This window comes from Streptomyces sp. NPDC056987, from assembly GCF_042673865.1.
In the GTDB taxonomy this organism is placed as follows: Bacteria; Actinomycetota; Actinomycetes; order Streptomycetales; family Streptomycetaceae; genus Streptomyces.
Window position 1 is genome coordinate 426,093 of record NZ_JBHURV010000002.1, and the last position, 19,809, is coordinate 445,901.

Annotated in this window: 18 protein-coding genes; 10 read left to right on the forward strand and 8 right to left on the reverse strand. The window is 66.6% G+C overall.

Annotation, left to right across the window (positions count from 1 at the left end):
• Positions 1 to 32 precede the first annotated feature (32 nt).
• Positions 33 to 431 (reverse strand): pyridoxamine 5'-phosphate oxidase family protein, encoded by a 399-nt coding sequence (locus ACFTZC_RS04255; RefSeq protein ID WP_382886636.1) that lies wholly within the window; start codon positions 429 to 431, stop codon positions 33 to 35.
• Between the two features lie 259 nt (positions 432 to 690).
• Here ACFTZC_RS04255 and ACFTZC_RS04260 point away from each other — a divergent pair, with 259 nt between their 5' ends.
• From ACFTZC_RS04260 to ACFTZC_RS04270, 3 genes are all read left to right on the forward strand, one after another.
• Positions 691 to 1,227: an EF-hand domain-containing protein gene (locus ACFTZC_RS04260; RefSeq protein ID WP_382886637.1), complete on the forward strand. Its 537-nt coding sequence runs from the start codon at positions 691 to 693 to the stop codon at positions 1,225 to 1,227.
• The gene (locus ACFTZC_RS04265) at positions 1,224 to 2,126 is read left to right on the forward strand and encodes an SAM-dependent methyltransferase (protein ID WP_382886639.1); all 903 of its coding nucleotides are present in this window, start codon (positions 1,224 to 1,226) and stop codon (positions 2,124 to 2,126) included. The genes ACFTZC_RS04260 and ACFTZC_RS04265 overlap by 4 nt, the downstream gene beginning before the upstream one ends.
• Positions 2,127 to 2,305: 179 nt before the next feature.
• Positions 2,306 to 2,926 carry a restriction endonuclease gene (locus ACFTZC_RS04270; protein ID WP_382886641.1) on the forward strand — a complete coding sequence of 207 codons (621 nt, stop codon included), beginning with the start codon at positions 2,306 to 2,308 and terminating at the stop codon, positions 2,924 to 2,926.
• Between the two features lie 114 nt (positions 2,927 to 3,040).
• Here the strand turns inward: ACFTZC_RS04270 and ACFTZC_RS04275 are convergent, their stop codons facing one another.
• The gene (locus tag ACFTZC_RS04275; RefSeq protein ID WP_382886643.1) at positions 3,041 to 4,231 is read right to left on the reverse strand and encodes a PucR family transcriptional regulator; all 1,191 of its coding nucleotides are present in this window, start codon (positions 4,229 to 4,231) and stop codon (positions 3,041 to 3,043) included.
• Between the two features lie 239 nt (positions 4,232 to 4,470).
• Between ACFTZC_RS04275 and ACFTZC_RS04280 the strand changes: the two genes are divergently transcribed.
• Positions 4,471 to 5,331 (forward strand): alpha/beta hydrolase, encoded by an 861-nt coding sequence (locus tag ACFTZC_RS04280; protein ID WP_382886645.1) that lies wholly within the window; start codon positions 4,471 to 4,473, stop codon positions 5,329 to 5,331.
• Between the two features lie 308 nt (positions 5,332 to 5,639).
• Here the strand turns inward: ACFTZC_RS04280 and ACFTZC_RS04285 are convergent, their stop codons facing one another.
• From ACFTZC_RS04285 to ACFTZC_RS04300, 4 genes are all read right to left on the reverse strand, one after another.
• Entirely contained in the window at positions 5,640 to 8,063 is a 2,424-nt protein-coding gene (locus tag ACFTZC_RS04285; protein WP_382886647.1) for a DEAD/DEAH box helicase family protein, read from the reverse strand.
• Positions 8,060 to 9,652 carry a site-specific DNA-methyltransferase gene (locus ACFTZC_RS04290; RefSeq protein WP_382886650.1) on the reverse strand — a complete coding sequence of 531 codons (1,593 nt, stop codon included), beginning with the start codon at positions 9,650 to 9,652 and terminating at the stop codon, positions 8,060 to 8,062. Before ACFTZC_RS04290 ends, ACFTZC_RS04285 begins: the two co-directional genes overlap by 4 nt.
• A 216-nt stretch (positions 9,653 to 9,868) precedes the next feature.
• Positions 9,869 to 12,052, reverse strand: a complete 2,184-nt coding sequence (locus ACFTZC_RS04295; protein WP_382886651.1) for a hypothetical protein — start codon at positions 12,050 to 12,052, stop codon at positions 9,869 to 9,871.
• Positions 12,053 to 12,318: 266 nt separating this feature from the next.
• Positions 12,319 to 13,401 carry a hypothetical protein gene (locus tag ACFTZC_RS04300; RefSeq protein ID WP_382886653.1) on the reverse strand — a complete coding sequence of 361 codons (1,083 nt, stop codon included), beginning with the start codon at positions 13,399 to 13,401 and terminating at the stop codon, positions 12,319 to 12,321.
• A gap of 626 nt (positions 13,402 to 14,027) precedes the next feature.
• Here ACFTZC_RS04300 and ACFTZC_RS04305 point away from each other — a divergent pair.
• Entirely contained in the window at positions 14,028 to 14,591 is a 564-nt protein-coding gene (locus ACFTZC_RS04305; protein WP_093819341.1) for an HD domain-containing protein, read from the forward strand.
• Here the strand turns inward: ACFTZC_RS04305 and ACFTZC_RS04310 are convergent.
• Together ACFTZC_RS04310 and ACFTZC_RS04315 are read right to left on the reverse strand one after the other, a co-directional pair.
• Positions 14,579 to 15,046 (reverse strand): NUDIX hydrolase, encoded by a 468-nt coding sequence (locus tag ACFTZC_RS04310; RefSeq protein ID WP_382886655.1) that lies wholly within the window; start codon positions 15,044 to 15,046, stop codon positions 14,579 to 14,581. The two genes, ACFTZC_RS04305 and ACFTZC_RS04310, sit on opposite strands and share 13 nt — an antisense overlap.
• Positions 15,033 to 15,806, reverse strand: a complete 774-nt coding sequence (locus ACFTZC_RS04315; protein ID WP_382886758.1) for an XRE family transcriptional regulator — start codon at positions 15,804 to 15,806, stop codon at positions 15,033 to 15,035. Before ACFTZC_RS04315 ends, ACFTZC_RS04310 begins: the two co-directional genes overlap by 14 nt.
• A 97-nt stretch (positions 15,807 to 15,903) precedes the next feature.
• Between ACFTZC_RS04315 and ACFTZC_RS04320 the strand changes: the two genes are divergently transcribed.
• From ACFTZC_RS04320 to ACFTZC_RS04340, 5 genes are all read left to right on the forward strand, one after another.
• On the forward strand, positions 15,904 to 16,596 hold the full coding sequence (locus ACFTZC_RS04320) for an HAD family hydrolase (protein ID WP_382886657.1): 693 nt from the start codon (positions 15,904 to 15,906) through the stop codon (positions 16,594 to 16,596).
• 108 nt (positions 16,597 to 16,704) lie between these two features.
• Positions 16,705 to 17,607 carry a radical SAM protein gene (locus tag ACFTZC_RS04325; RefSeq protein WP_382886659.1) on the forward strand — a complete coding sequence of 301 codons (903 nt, stop codon included), beginning with the start codon at positions 16,705 to 16,707 and terminating at the stop codon, positions 17,605 to 17,607.
• Positions 17,600 to 18,241 (forward strand): hypothetical protein, encoded by a 642-nt coding sequence (locus ACFTZC_RS04330; protein ID WP_382886661.1) that lies wholly within the window; start codon positions 17,600 to 17,602, stop codon positions 18,239 to 18,241. The genes ACFTZC_RS04325 and ACFTZC_RS04330 overlap by 8 nt, the downstream gene beginning before the upstream one ends.
• The gene (locus tag ACFTZC_RS04335) at positions 18,159 to 18,812 is read left to right on the forward strand and encodes a class I SAM-dependent methyltransferase (RefSeq protein ID WP_382886663.1); all 654 of its coding nucleotides are present in this window, start codon (positions 18,159 to 18,161) and stop codon (positions 18,810 to 18,812) included. Before ACFTZC_RS04330 ends, ACFTZC_RS04335 begins: the two co-directional genes overlap by 83 nt.
• Before the next feature lie 20 nt (positions 18,813 to 18,832).
• Positions 18,833 to 19,420: a class IV adenylate cyclase gene (locus ACFTZC_RS04340; RefSeq protein WP_382886665.1), complete on the forward strand. Its 588-nt coding sequence runs from the start codon at positions 18,833 to 18,835 to the stop codon at positions 19,418 to 19,420.
• Positions 19,421 to 19,809 lie beyond the last annotated feature (389 nt).

Genomic DNA, 19,809 nt, shown 5'->3' on the forward strand with positions numbered 1-19,809 from the left:
ACTCCAACCCTCCCAGCCGTACGGCGCCTCCCTCAGACCCGGCCCATGGCCCTGGTCACGGTGATCTCGATGACCACCCGCTCCGGGTTGACGCGGGGCGGCTTGTAGCGCCGGGTGTAGCGCCGTTCCGCCTCGGCGACCGCCTCCGGGTCGCGGCTGACCACGGCGGTCCCTTCGAGCGTGGCCCATCGGGCTCCGTCTGCCTGGCTGACCGCGACGTACGCGTCCGGTCCGGCCGCGACGACGTTCCTGGCCTTCGCCGTCCCACCGCCGGTGATGACCCGGGCGAGGCCCGCCGCCGGGTCGTAGGTGACGCCGACGGGCACCAGATGCGTCGTGCCGTCCGGCCGGCGCGTGGCGAGCAGGCACACGTGCCGCTCCTCCCAGAACGCGAGGAAGGCCGGGTCCGCGAGCAGGGCGGGTGGTGCCATGGTGGAGGTCCTCCGGGGGAAGCAGTGGAAGCATCGGTTCCGCGGCGGGTCGGCGGCCCCGTACCCGCGATGCTACGTCCGGCCGGGGAGCCGGAAGTGTCCGCATTCCGGGGCCGCGGCGTTTCATGCGCCGGTCCCCTCGATGCCCCCCGATGGTGTGCACACGACCGCTTTTCCGCCCTGCCGCCCCCGCACCGCCGGATAGTGAAGTCGCGCCCGGACACGGGCCGCGGAGGACCGGAAAGCAGAGGTGAGCGTCATGCGTACCGTTGAGGCGACCGACCGGGTCGAGCTCGTCTTCTCACTCTTCGACGCGGACGGGAACGGCTACCTGGAGGCCGGCGACTTCGACCTGGTGGGCAGGCGGGTGGCCGAGGCGGCGACGGCCTCGGGGGACGCCGAGAAGGGCGCGCTGCTCGACGCCTTCCACCGCTACTGGACCACGCTCGTCACCGAGTTGGACGCCGATGACGACGGGCGGGTCAGCCGGGAGGAGTTCACCGCCTGCGTCCTCTCGCCGGAGCGGTTCGAGGCGACGATCGACGCGTTCGCCGTCGCGCTCTCCGCGCTCGGCTCCCCGGAGGGCGACGGCCTCGTCCCCCGGCCCGTCTTCAGGGACCTGATGATCGCCATCGGCTTCGAACGGCCCAACATCGAGGCGCTGTTCGACGCCTTCGGGCCCACCGCCGACGACCGCATCGGAGTGGACGTCTGGGCGGAGGGGATCAGGGACTACTACCGCCCCGAGAAGGCCGGCATCGCCGGGGACCACCTGACCGGACGCGTGACGCGATGACCATGGCCGGCGCCCCCGAACTGGATCCCGGTGTGGCGGAGGGCGTCGGCAGGACCGCCCTCATGGTGGCCGCCGCCCGCGCCGTCGAGACCCACCGCCCCGACTCCCTGGTACGGGACGAGCTGGCCGAGCAGTTCGTCCGGGCGGCACCGGCCTCGGCGGGCTGGCCGGTCAGGCCCGACCAGGTGCCCGGGGACGGCGCGGACCCGCTCTGGGACCGGCTCGGCCGGTACTTCGGACTGCGCACCCGGGTCCTGGACGACCATCTGCTCCGTTCGGCGGCGGCCGGGGTACGCCAGGTGGTGCTGCTGGGCGCGGGCCTGGACTCCCGGGCGTTCCGCCTCGGCTGGCCGCCCGGCTGTGTGGTCCACGAGATCGACACCGCGGCGGTCCTGGCCTTCAAACAGGCGGTGCTCGACCGGTCGGGGGCCGTCCCCGCGGCCGATCGCCGACCGCTCGCGGCCGACCTGCGGCACGACTGGGCCGACGCCCTGACCGGTGCCGGCTTCGACCCGGCCGTACCGACCGCCTGGCTCGCCGAGGGGCTGCTGCTGTACCTCCCGGCGGCGGCCGAGCGCCGGCTCATGGCGACGGTGGCCCGGCTGAGCGCGGCCGGGAGCACACTGGCGTACGAGATCAAACGGTTCACCGAGTCACCGGAGGTACTCGCCGGTCCCGTCTACACCACGGCGAAGCAGCGCATCGCCGTCGACCTGCCGGCCCTCTTCGACCCGGACCCCCGCCCCGACTCGGCCGCCGAACTCACCCGGCGCCGCTGGTCGGTATCGGTCCGCACCCCGTACGACTTCGCCCGCCACCACGGCCGCGGCCCCCTCCCCGAACCCGACGACGCCCTGGCGGCCAACCGCTGGATCTTCGCCCACAGGACTCCCTCGTAGCAGCGGGGCCGTCGGATGTCAACCACTGGCCGACGGGCGCCCTTACGGCCCTCCCTTGCGCATCCCGAAACTACTGTCCGGACCCGGGGAGGACCATGGCAAGGGCAAGGAAGCGACGAGGACCGGCCGCGTGGAGGCGTCGCCGGCGGCAGCTCAGGACCGGCCTCGTCGGTGGGGGCGTGACCGTCGTCCTGCTCGTGGTGTTCTGGGCAGTGATCTGGCCGTATCTCGTGGGCGCGCTCGTCCTTGGCGGCGCCGCCGCCGGCGGGTGGTGGCTGTGGCGTACGGACCGGCTGATCAAGGGTGGTGATCGGAGCTGGCGACAGGACGAGGCGGTCAAGGCCGGGCACCGGACGCTCACCGAGGTCGATGCGATGACGGGGACGGAGTTCGAGGACTTCGTGGTGGAACTCTGCCGACGGGACGGCTGCACCGAAGTGCGGAGGGTCGGCGGCTCCCACGACAACGGGGCCGACGTGCGGGGGCGGCTTCCCGACGGCCGCGGCATGGTGATCCAGTGCAAGCGCTACACGCCCAGGAAAAAGATCCCGAGCCGAGAGGTCCGTGACCTTCTCGGGGCGCGGGTGCACTTCAAGGCCGACGTGGCGATCTTCGTGGCCACGACGTACTTCAGCGGGCCGGCGGAGAACTTCGCCACGGAGAACGACATCCTCGCCGTCCACCGCGACCACCTCGGGCTGTGGAACAACGGTGCGTCGCTGGTGTCCCTCGGTGCGGTGAACGGCTCGGGACAAGGGGACCGCCGGCACCGGGCTCGCTGGAAGGAGACGTACGAGTAGCGGCGGAGGACGGCCGGAGAACGCCGGCACCAGGGATGCCCCACCGGCTCCCCCTTCCCGCCTGTGGGCAGCAACTCCGTTCGAGGACAGGTCCGGTGGCGATCCTTTGATCGTTCACGGTGCGGGGTCCGGGACCCTGCGGTCGATCTCGAAGGCGAGGGTCAGCTCGGCCAGCTCGCGAGGTCGGGACAGTGTCCGGCCCGTCCGGTCCTGGAGCCGGCGCAGCCGGTGCCGGACGGTGTTCGGGTGGCAGAACAGGGCGGTGGCGGCGCGGTCGGCGGACCCGTCGGCGTCGAGCCAGGCGCCGAAGGTGTCGAGCAGAGTCGCGCGGTCATGCTCGGGAGCCTGGTCGAGCGGGCCGAGGATGGTTCGGGCTACGGCACGCATGATCTGCGGGGCGCCGGCCGCGGCGATGGCCAGCGGGTCCCGGTCGAAGACAGTGACCCGCTGCCCGTCGTACGCGCCGCGCAGCGCGATCCTGGCCAGTTTCAGGGCGTCGGCGGATTTACGCAGGTCGTCGTAGGGCGGGCTGATCCCGACACCGCCCTTGGCGGCGTTCTCCAATGCGTCGGCGAGATCCTCGATACGGGGGCGGGCGGCGGGCAGTCGCGCGATGCCGACTTCGGCGTCGTGCAGCAGCCGCCACGCGGAGGCCACGCCGAGGGGTCGGAGCACGTCCTGGACGCGCGGGAGCGCGTGGCGTGCGACCTCGGGCACCTGGGCGGCGATGACGACGTAAGGCCCCTGTGCCGGCAGGCGCAGCATGTCAGCGGCCTCGTAGACGTCGGTCTCGTCCAGGCGGCCTTCGAGCAGTGCCTCCATCGCGGCCGAGCGCTCGGCTTCGCGGGCGAGGGTCTGGGAGGTGATCTCCTCGCGGTAACCGTCGGCCATTTCCTGGGTGAAGGTGTCGAGCACGAGCCACATCTCCGAGGCGGCGCGCAGAGCGGCCTCGGGCGCGATCCCGCCGGTGGCGGTGTGTTCGGCCAGGCGTTCCCACAGGAGCCGGGCGCTGACGCGGTAGGCCTCCATCACCGAGGTCAGCGGCACCCCGGCCTTCGCGCGGCGCCGTCCGTTGTCCCGGGACTCCGGCGAGGTGCGTGCCGGGACGTGTCCCATCGGCCCGAAGACGAAGTCGATGTTCTCCACGCAGGTGCGGCGCAGTTCCGCGACCGTGATCACCGCCTCGCTCCGGTAGACCGGCACGGCCGCCCGGATCCGCTCGACCATCTCGTCGGCCAGTTCACCGGCCCGCTCCAGCATCCGGGCGCCCAGCAGTGCGACCTGCGCGCCAACAGGGTCCGGCACGGGATGTTCCATGAACCAATCCTAGGTGTCACCCGGCCGCGAACTGACGGGAGTTCGGCCTCCACGCGGCGCCACCGTTGTCCCCCGGAACAATCCGGCCGGGAGACTCGTGTCGCTCCGGACATCGCTCCCGATCCGAGGGCGGGTCAGGATGAAGGGCGGCCGGAACCCCCGATCTTGTCCACTCGGCACCGGCACTCACGTCCGAGGGACACCTGGCATCGATAGGCGGCACGCTGATGAGTCTGACCTCCCGTGAAAGGCACGAGATCGCCCGGGCGAACGCGTCGGGCCTCAAGCCGGTCGTGTTCGTGCACGGGCTGTGGATGCTGGCCTCCAGTTGGGAGCCGTGGCGCTCGTTCTTCGAGGAGAACGGCTACGCCACCGTCGCCCCGGGCTGGCCGGACGACCCGGAGACCGTCACCCAAGCCCGGGCGAACCCGCGGGTGTTCGCCGGCAAGAGCGTCAAGCAGGTCACCGACCACATGGCCGAGGCCATCGGCGCGCTCAGCCGGCGCCCGGCCGTCCTCGGCCACTCCTTCGGCGGCCTCATCACCCAGCAGCTGGCCGGACGGGGCCTGGCCGCGGTCTCGGTGCCGATGGACTCCGCTCCGTTCCGCGGGGTGCTCCCGCTCCCGCTGTCCGCGCTCAGGTCCGCGCGCCCGGTCATCGGCAACCCGGCCAACTACCGGCGGGCCGTGACGTTGACCTACGACCAGTTCCGCTACTCCTTCGCGAACGCGGTGAGCGAGAGCGAGGCCAAGCGCCTGTACGAGACGTATCCGGTGGCGGGCTCCGGGATCCCGCTGTTCCAGGCCGCCACCGCGAACGTCAACCCGTTCACCGAGATCAAGGTCGACACACGGACCCCGCAGCGCGGCCCGATGCTCCTGATCAGCGGCGAGAGGGATCACATCGCACCGTCCGCGATCGCCCACGCCTCCTACAAGAAGCAGAAGCGCAATCCCGCACCCACTGTCATCCATGAGATCCCGAACCGCGGCCACTCCCTGGTGTTCGACAGCGGCTGGCAGGAGGTCGCCGAAGCGGCTCTGGCCTTCGTCAAGGAACACCACGAAGAGGGGCGGCAGGTGAGCTGACGCCCGCTTCGCCTTCTAAACCGGGGCAAGCAGCCCGGTCGCGGGTCACCGGGCGCCTACGGCCGAGCTCCACATCCATCACCCCAGGTCACGAACCATGTGACCTGGGGTTTTTCAGAGCCCCCTGTCGGATTCGAACCGACGACCTACGCATTACAAGGGCCTGCGAAATCATCCCGGAGGGTGCCGAAGGGTGCTACCGAATCTAATTTCCGCTGATCAGAGGCTTACGATCTCGATCAGCGTGACGCCTCATCCACCCCGGTGCCACCCAGTCCGCTCACGCAGCGCTCACGCAACACGGTTGATCATTCCGGCTTGGAAAGAGCGATCAAGGACTCCCACGACCCCCTGGCATCCTTGATGATCTTCTCGGTCGCGAAGATGTACCGCCACGTGCCGAACTCGCCATAGTCCCGAACAAAGCGTGCCCAATCCTCAGCAGCTCGCCGCTTCTCTAGCACCTCGGGATCATTCGCTCGATCGTTAGCTTTGCCCTCTACGACCCAGTACGTTCCCTCGGCGTCGAGGACGATGAAGTCCGGATAGTACTTCTTCCCGTTGTCCCGCTCGATCCAAATGGGGCCCGGGTCGTAGTTGCGCAGCCACCACTCAACGCTGGGACTCGCGTCAAACAGGTGCGCCATGGCGTACTCGGTGCTGCCAGCGTCGAAGGAGGCAACCGGTTCGACTGAGTGATCCCAGCCCTCGTACCAAAGGTCCTTACGGAAATCCGCCCACTTGCTGACGACACTCGAGGGCATGGGCGGCGGGGGCACAGTCGGGACGTCGACCGGCCGAAAGGCGTAAGCGGGCTGGAGTTTACGGGTGTCGTAGGCGGTCTTGACCAACTTGCCGAGTGCAGCGGCGGCCTGGGCGGCACGCAATTCACCCCACTCGTGCTCCTGGTCTTCCGCAGTTACGCCGGCTCCCGCCAAGAACTCACGGACAACGCGTTCAGCCGCTCGGGATTCGGCAAGCGTCTCCTCCACGTAACCGCTGTTCCAGATCCGCCCAAAGAGATCGTTGCGGAGCTCGGAGATCAAGATGAACCTCTGGGTGGCGTCGACCGATTCGGCTGCCGTCACGAACGTTCCCACCTTGTTGTCCAGGCCACGCTGGGCGTCGACCGCCTGCCGCACCAACGGGACCTTGAACTCGTGCTTGTACGCGGCGCCCTCAGACCGCGCGGCCGCGTTGTCGATGTAGCTGAAGGAGAAACGAACAGGAAGAATCTCCCGCTCACGCCTGGGGAAGCAGATCGGCGGCGCACCAGGGACCTTGGCTCGAAGCGTTGCGACGGCCTTCGTGTCTCGCTTGCCTTGGGCAATGACAGCGTCAAACGACTCCACATGCAGCAACGGAGAGCCGTCCACCAAGTCGTCACCGATGACACGTGGACGGGAGGTAAAGGTCAGAATCTGCTGCTCATCGCCGCTGCTCGGCTGATTCGCATTAGGGGCTGGCTGCGGACGGCCCTTGTCCAGGTCACCACCGTCAGCGGGAAGAACCTGTTGCAGCAGCGCGTCCTTGTTGGCCAGCAGTTGCCGGTAGGACTCGTGGGCAACGAGGTCCACCGTATCCACCATGGGAGTACCAACCCGGCGCCCATAGGGCAACCGCAGCCCTCGGCCGAGGACCTGCTCCGTCAGGGTCTCCGACGCGAGAGCACGCAGGCCGACGATGACCCCAATGTTCTTGACGTCCCAGCCTTCCTTCAGCTTGTTCACCGAGACCACGACGCGCACCGGCGAGTCGGCCTCTTCCACCGCAGCCAGGGCCCGCAGTGCGGTATCGCTTGACTGCGAGGTGATGGTGAGCACCTGCCCCTCGCCGGAGAACATGTCGTCGGCTGTCAGCCTGTTCGCGACGCGCTCGGCGTCAGGGATGTCACGGCATACCACGAACAGCACAGGGTGCACGGGCGTCCTGCCTTGCGCTTCTGCCCATGCAGTCCACGCGGCGTCCTTTATCCGCAGCAGGTGGCAAGCGTCGGCAAGGACCGTGCTCTGGTCCTTCCGGCCATCCGGGCGGTAGACGATCACAGGGATCTTCACAAAGCCGTCGGCAATAGCCTCGGCAAGGGAGTACTGGAAGATTGGCTTGACACCTGGTGCGGGTGTTGCAGTGAGCCCGACGACAGCCCGCGCGCCCAGGTCCTCGATGGCCTGGTTGAACGACTTAGCCTTTGAGCTGTAGACGTGGTGCTCGTCTGCGATGACTACGAGGTCCTCTACCTGCTGAAGGTGCTGGTAGAGGCCCGTGCCGATGAACTCATCTCGGGTCCGGACCCGCCTGGACGTCTTATCGCTGGGTCGGATCAACTGCTGCACGTTGAAGACGAACAGTTTCGTGACCGTGCCGTCGTGCAGGGCGTCGCCCACCTGCCCTCGGGAGAAGTTCTCCGAGGTGATTACCAACGGCTCGGTATCGCTGCCGTTCACAAACTTTGCATGCCCAGGAGTGAAGTTGGCGACCGTCTTGTCCTGGATCGTCGTCCCTGGTGTCACGACCAGGATGTTCCGAACTCCCTGCGCGGCCAGGTAGTCCACCAGGCCGGCAAGGATGTACGTCTTGCCGACGCCCGTCGCCAGGTCGCACACCACTTCGCGGCCATCCCCGTCCGCGATCGCCTCGGCAACCGCACGGACGGCCGACGCGTTGGGTGCCCGTAGGTCCAACCTCGCCGCGATGTCGTCCACGAGCGAGGCGTCATAGTCGATCCAGGTCATCGCACAGCCTTCCCGCGACGCACCAGGTCGCGAGGCGCCTTAAGCACCTTGGACCCCCGGCTCAGCTCCGCTACGAGACTCTCAGCTTCGGGCGTGACGCCCCTGCCGACGATCACTGCTCGTTCTCCCTCGTCCAAATGCCCAATAACGCCTCGGGCCACGACCTCGTCCACGACGCCGTCGACAACGGCGAGCCGAGCACGTCCCTTTGTGCCGCAGAACGGCCCATCGTCGGCGCTGTCGTACATGAAGCCCATCTGAGCCGCGACGACGGCGGCAAAATCTTCGCCCTTGGCCCAATCTGCGAGGAAGACGCGACCGTCGACGATCTCGTACGCGGACGGTGCCGCCTTGAGGCTCCTGAAGCCGCCTCCGCCTTCCCATCCAACGGTCTTAGTGACGCCTCCCGGATCATCGCCGACGACGACCTTCTCCAATCGGGGGCGAGTGAAGGTCTCAGCCGTCTCTTCGAGGATCTCGGCAGTCACCCAGCGGCGTCCCATCTTGTGCGCTACGGCAGCGGTGGTGCCCGAACCGGCGAACACGTCAACTACCACGTCGCCCGGGTCAGTGGCGATCTGGATCACACGCTTCAAGAGAGCCTCAGGCTTCGGAGTCGAGAAGATCCGCGACCGGTCGAAGAGCTTGGTCACCTCGGCCTTCGCCTGGCGGTTGTCGCCAACCTCGTCGTGCGTCCAGAAGGTGGTAGGCACGAGGCCGCCCAGTTCCGACTGGAATCGCTTTCGGAACGGGAAGGTACGCCCAGTTTTCCCCCACCAGAGCCGGTTATCCTCACTCAGTGCGTCGAATGTCTCCCTTGAGCACGACCACCAACGGTTGCCTCGCGGGGAAAACACTTCGCCGTGTGGACCGACCACCTCATAGCGGCCGTCCTCGTATGCGTGGGAGGCCGTGAGGTCCGACCTGCGCCAGGGGCCACGAGGGTCGTTGTCCGGGTTCCAGAACTCCTGGTCGCTCAGTTCGGTGCGATCGATCTTGTTGAGCACAAGATCGCTCTTGGAACGGGCGTAGACGAGAAGGTAGTCATGCACCGAGGACAGGTGCTGGGCTGAGTTGTTGCGAGCGTGGATCTTCTGCCAGACGACAGTCCCGACGAAGTTGCCACGCCCGAAAACCTCGTCCATGAGAACGCGGCAATACGCCATCTCGGCATCGTCCAGATGCACCCAGACCGATCCGCCAGGGGCCAGAAGGTCGCGGATAAGCAGAAGTCGGTCACGCATCATCGTGAGCCAGACAGAGTGCTCGAGCGCGTCGTCGTAGTGCTGGAAAGCCTGGCCTGTGTTGAACGGCGGATCGATGTAGACGAGCTTCACCTTGCCGCGGTAGTGATCACCGTACTCTGGGTTACGAACCAGGGCATGCAGGGCGTCATAGCTGTCGCCGTGAATGAGAAGGTTGTCTGCTGCCGTGCCGGTGACATCGCCGACCTTGCCGGTTTCCTGCAGTAGCCGGACTTCTGTAACCCGCGGGTCTTGCCGTGAAACCCACTCGTATCCGCCGTCCGCCGTGTTCCGCAGGGCCTCATCCCTGCCGACCCACGACAGGGTCAGGCGCCCACTCGTCACCCGCGACCACTCCCATGCACCTCGATCGGTCCGCGACTCAGACGCAGACCACGACACTCACTGCAAAGGTACCGGCCGCCGCTGACAGCGGCGGCCGGTTGCGGGTCACGCGGTGCTGCGAATAGGCATCATCCGGCACGGGCAGCGTGGGCCCACTCACAACCGCCCAGCCAGCCTCAGTACCGGCTTCGCCTCCATATCAGAGATCCACTGAGCTCAGGCGTTGTTCGTTTCCCCGTCGCCCTCCTGGCGCACTGCCTGACGGATGCGAGGGTCGCACGTGCGGTCTTCAGCGAGGTGGCTGAAGTGGGCTGCGGAGTCGAGATGGCCACGCAAGACTGCCGCAGCGGTGGCTGCGGCATCTCCCCGGAGAGATCTGAGCCACGGACTGATCTTGTCTCGTGCGTTCCATTGGTCCCAGCTGCCGTCCCAAGTGCACATGGCCTGCATGACCTCCTCGAGAAGGTCCCATTCCCGCTTGGCGGCCGCATGGGCGGCGATGCTGTGGAGCCAGATCGTCACGACGGAGGCTTCCGCGAACTGGACCCACCGCGTGCCGTCCCCATCTACGTGCCCGATCAGGGCGTTGAGCACGCTGTGTGCTTGGGGAAGGTTGTGGGCGAGTGCTGTTCCAGCTTTGCGTGCGGTGAATTTGGTGAGCATCCCGATATAGAGCTCGTAGTCGTCCGCGTGGTCGGTCAGCAGCGCCAGGAATGCGTCAGCGGCATCGGTGTTTCCCATGTTGGCTTGCTCAAGCAGCGTGGTGGCTCGCTCCAGGGGCTCAACGGGAATCTCGGCGAACTCGCGCTCGATCAGACCTGTCAAGTCGCTGATGGCCTGGGGCCGGCGGGCAGGGTCCTCCTGGGTAGCAGCTCTGACAATGTTGCGCCAGGGGCCGGGTGTGGGAAGTAGCTGTTTGTTAGGCAGTGGCATGTCACCGGTCAACGCCCAGGCGATCACCCTGCCGATGCTGTAGATGTCACCGGAGGGTTGAGGGCGCTGGTCCGGGTTTGTGAACAACTCGGGTGCGGAGAAACCTGCAGAGCCGATGCCAGTCGCGGTACGACCGACCTTGGTCGTCTGGCCAGGTGGTCGCCGGACAGCACCCCAGTCAGCAACAACCCATTGGCCCTCCAGCTGGAGGATGTTCGGCGGTTTAATGTCACGATGGATCCAGCCGAGCGTGTGCGCCTTGGCCAGCACCGAGACGAGGGCATCGACGAGAACCCGCAGCTGCTGGGAATCTCTGAGGGCCTCCCTATGCTCCTCGGCTGTGCTGTCGGCCCAGGGCATGACGAACCAAGTGTAGTTGGCGGCATGATCCAAGATGGGCATGGCATGCGGGTGCCCGGCCAGAGCGTTCCCTGCTTCGATCTCCCGCTTCATGCGGGCGGCCCTCATACCCACGACACTCTTCACGTGCAGCTGCTTAAGCGCCACGGTGGTGCCGGTCGCCTTGTGCGTGGCCCTGAATACGTCTGCCTGGTTGCTGCCGGGCAGGCGATACGGGTCGCGACGGTACGCCTTGGGATCCCCAGTCGCCTTGGTGCGTACTTGCTCAAGGTTTCTCTGCGCAGCAGGGGGCGGCACCTCGCGGGAGGCGGCGAACCGGTCCTGCGCGGCATCGGCGGCATTCTGCTGCTGACCACTGATGACGTTTCGCACCCTGGCCAGGGGGTCGCTGTACTTAGTGCTGGAGCGTGCGGACCTGGTCCGATCTTGGACAGTCTCTCCAGCCAGAATGCAGTCGGCGCCTTCGGGCGTGATGGTGACAGCGGCAGGGTCGGTGTCGATACGTTCCATAAGGCTGTGCTCAGCCAAGTAGGCGAGCGCCTGATGCAGATCGGTCGGGGAAACTTCCACTCCGGCAAAGGACGAACCTGGTGTCGCCAGGAACAAAACAGGATCGACGGGTGCTTGGTCGCCAGCAGTATCGAACAGCCATCGCAGGAAAGCGTCCATGGTGTAACGGAGCCTGGCGGCGCGGTCCTTCTGCAGGTTCCGCAACTGGTGTACGGCAAGGCGGCCCTTGTCAGTGAGGTGGACATCGGGGGTGCCCGCGAGGTTGCGGGCGATGTCTACCAGACCACGCCGCTTTAACTGGAGAGCGAGGACCGTCGGATTCTCGTCCTCCAGCTGATACTCCTCAACGAACAAGGTGACGTCGACGTACTGCGACGGATGCTGCCGCGCCTTGGCGTCAAGCCACATAAGGAGCCGGGCCAAAATCGGGCTGCTCTCAATACTGTCGCGGTCAGCCAAGGACACTCCTTCGGCAGTCGCGCCCGTCTGGATAGGCACGCGGATCGGATTCTGCCTGGCTGCGCGCTCGTAGCCTTTGGCGATCTCCTTGACGTGCCTCTCAACCGCGCGCTGATTGATCTTGGGTTTCCTGGCCATACTGCCCTCCTATCCCAGGGGCTTCGGGCACTAGACTAATGAGGAGGACTGACAGTGGGCCGTCACAACGGAGCACGGGCAGTACGGCAGGCAGATACCGCTTCAAGCGCTGTTCCCCTCGCGGCCATCACGACAACATAGCTGGGGCGCGCAACTCCGCGACGGCGACGGCTACCGGCATCCTGACCATGGGAGACGGCAGCCAGCCACCAGTCGGTACCGCGCAGAATCTCAACTAAGGTACGTCTACTGCGGTGAAGTGTTCCTCAGGGCATCACGATGTCCAGGTCCAGCGCCTCTTGTTCCACGGCAAGATATGTATCTGCCGTCGCGGCCTCAAGGAATCCGTCCTCTGCCGGTACCGTGAGCCGAGGCGTAGCGTGGGTAAGTTCTTCCCAAGAACTCTCCTTCCCCGCTTCGAAGCCACGCCGCCCAGCCCGGCGGAAGTCGTCTCGTCTGCGCTCTCGGTATGCGCGCATACGCTCGTCTCGCCTGGCCACGAATCTCTCGTACTGCCGCTCGCTCACATCACTGGGCTCCACCACAACAAAGTCCGTGTGTGCATCAGGTAGCCGTCGTACCGCAGACGCAGGGTGGCTCCTGGCCCACGACTCTTCTATTTCACTGGCCATGCTTCTATCCAGAGCTGCTAGTGCTCGGCAGGTGCCGAAAAGACGTCGAGACATGCCGATCATCAGATCGGTGCCTGGCAGCCTCCCGGTCAGCAGGTCGATACCATCTCGCCGAGTGATGTCGGAGCCTGTCGCTTCGCGTCCGAGACGGCGCCTCAGGTCGGATGTCGCATGGTCACTCTCCAGGAGGCGGACAAGGCCACCTGCTCGGCGCTGCGAACGATCATGGTGCCGCCCGCCCCCATCCACGGCGGTGAGCTTCACACTGCCCGGCGGGAGAGATATCAGAGCGAGATACATCAGCATGCGCGCCCGCGCGAGTTCAATGAGCGCGTCGTCGTCGTGCTCTAGCGCATCGTCGTCCTGTTCGGAGTGGCTGACGGAATCTGCGGTGGAAGGGTTGCTCTCGATGTCGATCATCATGAATAGCCGGCGTTGGAGGCTTGTACCACAGAGCACCTTCTGGTGTGGCCCCGGCACGAGCGATCCCACGTTCAACTGCCTCGCCCCCTTCCGGCGGCTGGTCACGCCGAGAGTGCGACCACCCTTCGCCTCCACGAGCCACAAAGCCGACGTTGAGGAGTGGGTACCGAAGAGGTCCGGCAAACTCTTCCGCTGCTTCCAGCCCGGCAGCGCACCCGGAGGTATGGCGCTCTCTGCGTGGGTTGTCGGGCCGAGGCCCATCAACCCCCTGCAGGCCCACTCCGCCATTGTCATTCCGACGTGATAGCCGAAAGCAGAGCGAGTCGAGCTCTCAGTCCCGTGCGTATACACGACGCTCGGCACGACCGCGTTGCCTGCGGCGTGCTGGTGGTGCGTTGCAGCCGTGCTGCGGATCAAGTACGCCGAGAGTGGGTACCGCCGAGCACCGATCTCGCGGCGAGCAAGCCGAGGCACGGCAGTGATCCACGGCGCGATGTCACGGCCCACTGTGGTGGCGGCATCTAGGACATCCCGCCACGTAGTCGGCACAAGATAGTCGCCGTCGGGCGGCATATTCCCTGGCCCCGGCCAGACTTGGCCCGCCTGGGACAGGGCCACAGCCTTGGGACGCGGCGCCGGATCCAGTGGCAAGCTCCGTCGTACGAACACGGGCACGTCGAAGGCATCGGGTGCCGACAGAGTGATGTCAGCGGCCCCTTGTGGCGGCAGCATCCCGCTACTCTGCCAGAAGGGGCAGCTGTTAGTTGGCGGAAGTGAAGAGTGACAGCCAGGCCCTGTATGGACCAGACCGACCCAGTTGCAGCAGCCGCCGAAGCCCTCCACGACGACCTCCGCCCGGGCTCTCAAACGGTCCTGTTGGCTTGAGACTGAGCAACGCTGCGCCCGGGCACGTACCGACTATGGATGAATCGATGGCGACGTGGGCATGCGCAGTCGCCGAGGATGAATTGGCTGAGCCGCTTCCTCGTCGTTGGGCGCACTCGCAAGGTGTCGCGCAGTGCGCAGAGAGACTGTCCGCGACGATGGGAGGGAAGGCGGAACTCCTGCTCTCTGCAGCCGTTTTGCACGATGTGGGTTACGCCCCGCGCCTGGCCTTCACTGGCTTTCATCCGTTGGATGGGGCTCGCTTCCTTCGTGACACCCATGCTGCGGACGAACTGCTGGTCCGGCTGGTGGCTAACCACTCGTTTGCGCTACTGGAAGCCGAGGAGCGGGGATTGCGCGAGACCTTGGAGGCAGAATTTCCGCTCCTCGACGACCAGCGCCTAGTGGACGCCCTTGTGTACTGCGACATGACGACCACCCCCGATGGCGCGATCACTTCGGTGGACGCTCGGTTGGCAGAGATCACCGGCCGATACGGGTCCGACAGCCTGGTGGGACGGTTCATCCGCCGGGCGGCTCCGGAGATCTTCGGCGCCGTGGGGCGGGTCGAGGCCGCCCTGGCGGCTCAGCCCAGGTAGGGGTACGTGCCAGCAAGGTAGTCGCCGATCTGCTGGCGCATGCTGGGGTGGATGTCGTAGTCATCCAGGTCGCTCGGCTGGACGTAGCGGACGCCGTCGGCCTCGTCGTTGATCGTGGGCTCGCCGCCTACCGGGCGGCCGATGTAGGTGTTCTCGTACTGCTGGCGGATCTCGCCGTCGGTGTAGGCCACGATGTGGTTCGGGTTCGTGTAGACCCCCAAGAATCCGGTGATCTCGGCGATGATCCCGGTCTCTTCCAGGCATTCACGGACGGCGCACTGGGCGGCGGTCTCGCCGATGTCCTGGGCTCCTCCGGGCAGGGCCCATTGGCCGGTGTCCCGGCGGTGCTGGAGGAGTATGGCGCCGTTGTCGTCGACGACGAGCAGGTTGTTGGCGGGGATGAGCGTGTTCGCCTTTGGGGCCTTGGGGTCGTTGTAGTACTCAGTCCTGCCCATGCGACGAGGGCCCCTCCTGGTCTGGTGTCCACGGCCGTGCGGTGGCCCAGACAGCTTCGAAACTCTGAGAGTAGTTGTCGAACCAGCCCGCCGTGTCTGCTCTGCGGAGATGGAGGAGCGGGTTGGCGCTGGCCGGCTGGCCCCAGACATGCGGATTGATCAGAAGATCATCGTCGTACCGGAACATGGAGGTGTAGAGCGTGGTGTCGTGCAGCCTCACCTCGCATCCGGCCTCGGACAGCAGGGGCCGGTAGTAGGTCAGGGAGGCGCGGATCTTGGCGGCGAGTGTGTCGCCGATTCCCTCTTCGTGGCCTCGGATTGCTGCGGCCTGCCCCTTCGAGTCGCCGAAGCAGAGCCGCACTCGCACCCCGCTCGATGCGCGCTCGGCGAGCATCCTGGCGACGTGAGGGTTGGACTGGGCGAAGAAGGTGCCGGAGAAAACGAGAACGCTGATCTGCTCCTGGGCGCCGTTGAGCAGCGACAGCCATGTGTCGCGCGGGACGCTCGCCCGGTTCTGGTAGGTCCCGACCAGCTCCTGCCCTGCCCCTGCGAGCTGCTGCGGCGCGCTCGGCGCGGGTGTCGGCCAGAGGAACAGTTCCTCGACCCGTAAGTGCTTGGCGACGCGGAAGCGGTGGCGAGGATGGGGAACGCGCCCGCCGAGCCACCGCCCAACGGTCTTGGGGTCCACCTCGCAGACTTCGGCGAGTGATTCAGGTGGAATGCCGCGCTGGGCGAGCACGGAGTGCAATCGCTCGTTCACAGACGCCATACAAGCCGAGACTAGTCAGGAGCGGCAAGGACGTTTCGGGACGTTCCACAGAAGGAGGGGCCATGACCGCTGTATTTACGCTGTATACATGGAGCTCATCGTCCTGTGGGACATCGACCACACCCTCATCGAGAACTCAGGGGTCAGCAAGGAGATCTACGCCGCCGCCTTCACGGCCCTGACGGGAAGGGCGCCCGCGGGGCCGGCGAGGACGGAAGGGCATACAGACCGGCTGATCATGCGCGACATGTTCCAGCAGAACGGCCTGGTCGAGCCGGACTGGACCGCTATCGAGGGAGCGCTATCCGGCGCAGGTGAGGCGCGTCTCCAGGACCTCAGCCGGCGAGGAACGGCCCTGCCCGGCGTGCGGGAAGTCCTGAAGGAGGTCTCCGCGCGACGCAGTTGGGTGTCGTCGGTGCTCACCGGCAATATCGCGGCCAACGCCCGCGTGAAGGTCGCGGCCTTCGGCCTTGATCCCCTCCTCGACCTGCCAGTTGGCGCCTACGGGGCCGACGCCCTTCAGCGCCCCGACCTGGTCCCTGTCGCCCGGGAGCGTGCCCAACGGCTGCGGGGCGCCCCGGATGGCGTGCCCGTCGTGCTCGTCGGAGATACCCCGAGGGACGTGGAGGCCGCACTCTCCACGCGCTCCGAGATCATCGCGGTCGCCTCCGGCGTCCACAGCCCCCAAAAGCTGGCAGACGCCGGTGCACATACGGTTCTGCCCGATCTGACGGACACCGGCCGTGTGCTCGGGATTCTGGAAGCGCTCTCCGCACGCTGAAAACGTCCCAGGACGTCCTCGGAGCGTCCCGATACGCGGTGACGCGGTCCGTACCTGTCCGGCCAATATCAGGTCTCCCACCAGGCAAGCGTCTCGAAGGAGACCCGCGTGATCAGCGAAGTCACTGGGATCCGCAGGATCCGGATGCTGTACCTGCAGCTGCTCTACCGCTGCAACTTCGAATGCCTGCACTGCTTCCACGGCAAGCGGCTCCAGCACGCCGACGCCTTCACCACAGACGAGGCGGTCAACCTCCTCACGCTGATGCGCGACGAGTACGGCACCGAGGCCGTCACCCTGCTGGGCGGCGAGCCGTTCGTCTACCGAGACCTCGCCCAGGTCGTCCGGTACGCCAAGCGGGACCTGGGTATGCAGGTCGAGATCTGCACCAACGGCTACCGGATCGAGCGCCGGCTGACTGAGATCGCTCCCGACCTGGACCTGCTCCGGGTATCGCTGGAGGGCATCGGCACGACCAACGACAAGATCCGGAAGTTCGGAAGTTACCGAAGTGCCCTGAGCGCCCTCGAAATCGCGCAGCAGCTCGGCGTCCGCGCCGGCGCGACCATGACGGTCACCTCACGCAACATCGACGAGGTCCTGCCGCTCGCCCGCACACTGCAGCACTACGGGGTGGAACAGCTGAAACTCCACTGTCTCCGGCCGGTCGGCAACGCAGCGGATCACCCCGAGCTCCTCGTCAACGACGCCACGGCCTACACCCGTCTGCGGGAGCGTCTGGCCTCGGCCGAGCTGGACATCGAGGTGATCCTCGACGAGGACCTGTCCGAGCTCGGTGCGCCGGACGTCTGCCTCCCCGCCGGGGGCCCTGTGGAGATCGAGCGGATCGAAGCTGACCCGCGCGGCGCGCTCACCATGTCCTGCAAGGCTGTCGGCAAGGACTCGCACGCCTTCTGGTACGACAAGCTCACCGACCACATCGACCACCGGCCGTCCGCCACCGACGAACTCACTCTCGCGGTGCCGGACGTGGTGTACGGACGTGTCTGACCCGGCGTCGTTCGAGAGCGTCGAAGGGCTCCGCGGCACCGGCAAATCCACCCTCGCCCCCATGCTCGCGGCCGCCCGTGGCGCGGTACTGGTCCCGACCGTGCCGCCCACCTACCAGGCACTGCGGCAGGAGGTCGACCGGCTGGGAAACGCAGAGGCACGCATGTGCTTCTACCTCTCAGCCCTGTTCACCGCCACCGATCAGATCCAGCGGTACCTGTCCGCCGGCACCCCGGTCGTCGTCGAAAGCTACTTCGCACGCTGCCTGGCCAACCACCGCGCTTTCGGAGCCAACCTCTCCGTATCCCTGCCGCCGGGCATCCCCCGTCCCGTCACCTACTACCTCGCCTGCGCGGAGAGTGAGCGTCAGCGCCGACTCGCCAGGCGCGACAAGCCTGTCTCGCGTTGGGACGCCCTCGCCGAGATCACCGCAGACAAGATCACCGGCGCCTACGCCTCGTTCCCGATGCACCGCGTGAACACCACCGGACTCACCCCCGACGAGGTACTCCGAGCCGTCCTGAGCACCCACCCGCAAGGAGAGCAACCCCGTGCAGACACCCAGCATGTGGCGGCACACCCTCACCTTCTTCCCCCAGTTCCTCGCCGCGCTCAAGGAGCGTACGGAGCCTGACTCCACCGTGACGGTCATCGGCGCGAGCGACGGCAGACTCGTCGTACCACTGGCCGCGGCCGGCTACCGCGTCATCGCCATCGAGCGCGACCCGTTCGCCCTCCACGGCGGCGAGGTCCAACTTCCGGGTGACAGAACCGGTCACGCGATGGGCATGATCGAGCGGCTGAAGCAGGAAGGGCTTCACGACCGTGTCCAGGTCGTGGAGGAGGACTTCCTCGCCTCCGAACCCGTCACCGCCCCCTGCGACGCTGTCTGGACGAGCTGCTCTTGGCATTACAGTGCCAACCACCACCGGCCGTTAGGCGAGTTCGTCGACCGCATGCAGCGCCTGGTCAAGCCCGGCGGTCTGTTCGGCGCAGAGTTCATGATGCCCCTCACGCAACGCCATCACGTGCTGGAGCACTACACATCCCCCGAGAAGCTGCGGCGTTACTTCATCGGGGACTGGGACGTCCTGCTCACCCTGCGGACCAACGAGTTCACCGAGCAGGCGCACGTCGGACAGCTGCAGGACCACAACCACCGCATGGGTCTCCTCCTCGCCGCCCGTGCGTCCACCGCCTCCTAGAGCTACGGGAAGAAGGATTTATGAAGCACGAGTACGAGGCCAAGTTCCTCGCCGTCGACGTCGCCGGTCTCCAGGCCAAACTGATCGCGCTGGGAGCCGTCCAGGCGTTTGAGCGCACCCTCCTCACCCGGAAGATCTTCGAGAACGACGCCCTCGAAGGCGGTGCCTGGGTCCGCCTGAGGGACGAGGCCACCCGCTCCACGCTCACGCTGAAGCAGGTCACCGACTCCACGACGATCGACGGCACCACCGAGATCGAGACCGAGGTGTCGGACCTGCACGCCATGGCCGAGATCCTCCGCAACGTCGGCCTGCGCGAGGTGCGCTACCAGGAGAACTACCGGGAGGAGTGGCGCCTGGGCGAAGTCGCCTTCGACTTCGACACCTGGCCGGACCTCCCCACTTTCGTCGAGATCGAGGGACCCGACGAGGCATCGGTCCGCCAGGCAGCCGCCCTGCTCGACCTCGACTACACCGAGGCACGGTTCGGCAGCGTCGACGAGATCTACAAGAGCGAGGCCGGCAGGGACATTTTGGCCGAGCCCACGCTCCTCTTCGCCGACGCCGACAAGCAGGCTTCGGCCAGGGCAGCTGTCCTGAGCGAGTGATCTTGGGGACCGAGCTGTGTTTATAGAACTGGCCGTGACACCTCGGGTCGTACCCGGCATCGCCGAGTTCGCCCGCGGCGGCCTGCCCGCCGTGGCAGACACTGACGACGGCAATACATGGACTGACGGCGTCTGCTGGCTCTACTGCGGCCAGCGATGGACCCGTGTTCTATGGATCGGCCCCGTGAGTGTGGCGGGTGCCCAGGCGGCGATGTTCGCCTGCGGCCCGTGCATCCGCGCCTTGCAGGAGCAGGTCTGGCAGTCTCTCCTCCTTCACGATGAACCGACTCGCCGGGCGCCTGTTAACAAGGCTTCTACGACCGAGCAGCCTGAGGGACGCCGCGTTGGAAGGCATCGCGCGCGGGGCAGCATGTTCCGGCGGGAGTGAG

Bases quoted from the DNA above. Each gene is read 5' to 3' on its own strand.
- ACFTZC_RS04260 (WP_382886637.1), top strand. From the start codon at position 691: ATGCGTACCGTTGAGGCGACCGACCGGGTCGAGCTCGTCTTCTCACTC.
- ACFTZC_RS04310 (WP_382886655.1), bottom strand. From the start codon at position 15,046: ATGGGCAGGACTGAGTACTACAACGACCCCAAGGCCCCAAAGGCGAAC.
- ACFTZC_RS04295 (WP_382886651.1), bottom strand. From the start codon at position 12,052: ATGGCCAGGAAACCCAAGATCAATCAGCGCGCGGTTGAGAGGCACGTC.
- ACFTZC_RS04265 (WP_382886639.1), top strand. From the start codon at position 1,224: ATGACCATGGCCGGCGCCCCCGAACTGGATCCCGGTGTGGCGGAGGGC.
- ACFTZC_RS04255 (WP_382886636.1), bottom strand. From the start codon at position 431: ATGGCACCACCCGCCCTGCTCGCGGACCCGGCCTTCCTCGCGTTCTGG.
- ACFTZC_RS04320 (WP_382886657.1), top strand. From the start codon at position 15,904: ATGGAGCTCATCGTCCTGTGGGACATCGACCACACCCTCATCGAGAAC.
- ACFTZC_RS04340 (WP_382886665.1), top strand. From the start codon at position 18,833: ATGAAGCACGAGTACGAGGCCAAGTTCCTCGCCGTCGACGTCGCCGGT.
- ACFTZC_RS04280 (WP_382886645.1), top strand. From the start codon at position 4,471: ATGAGTCTGACCTCCCGTGAAAGGCACGAGATCGCCCGGGCGAACGCG.
- ACFTZC_RS04300 (WP_382886653.1), bottom strand. From the start codon at position 13,401: ATGACAATGGCGGAGTGGGCCTGCAGGGGGTTGATGGGCCTCGGCCCG.
- ACFTZC_RS04285 (WP_382886647.1), bottom strand. From the start codon at position 8,063: ATGACCTGGATCGACTATGACGCCTCGCTCGTGGACGACATCGCGGCG.
- ACFTZC_RS04305 (WP_093819341.1), top strand. From the start codon at position 14,028: ATGGATGAATCGATGGCGACGTGGGCATGCGCAGTCGCCGAGGATGAA.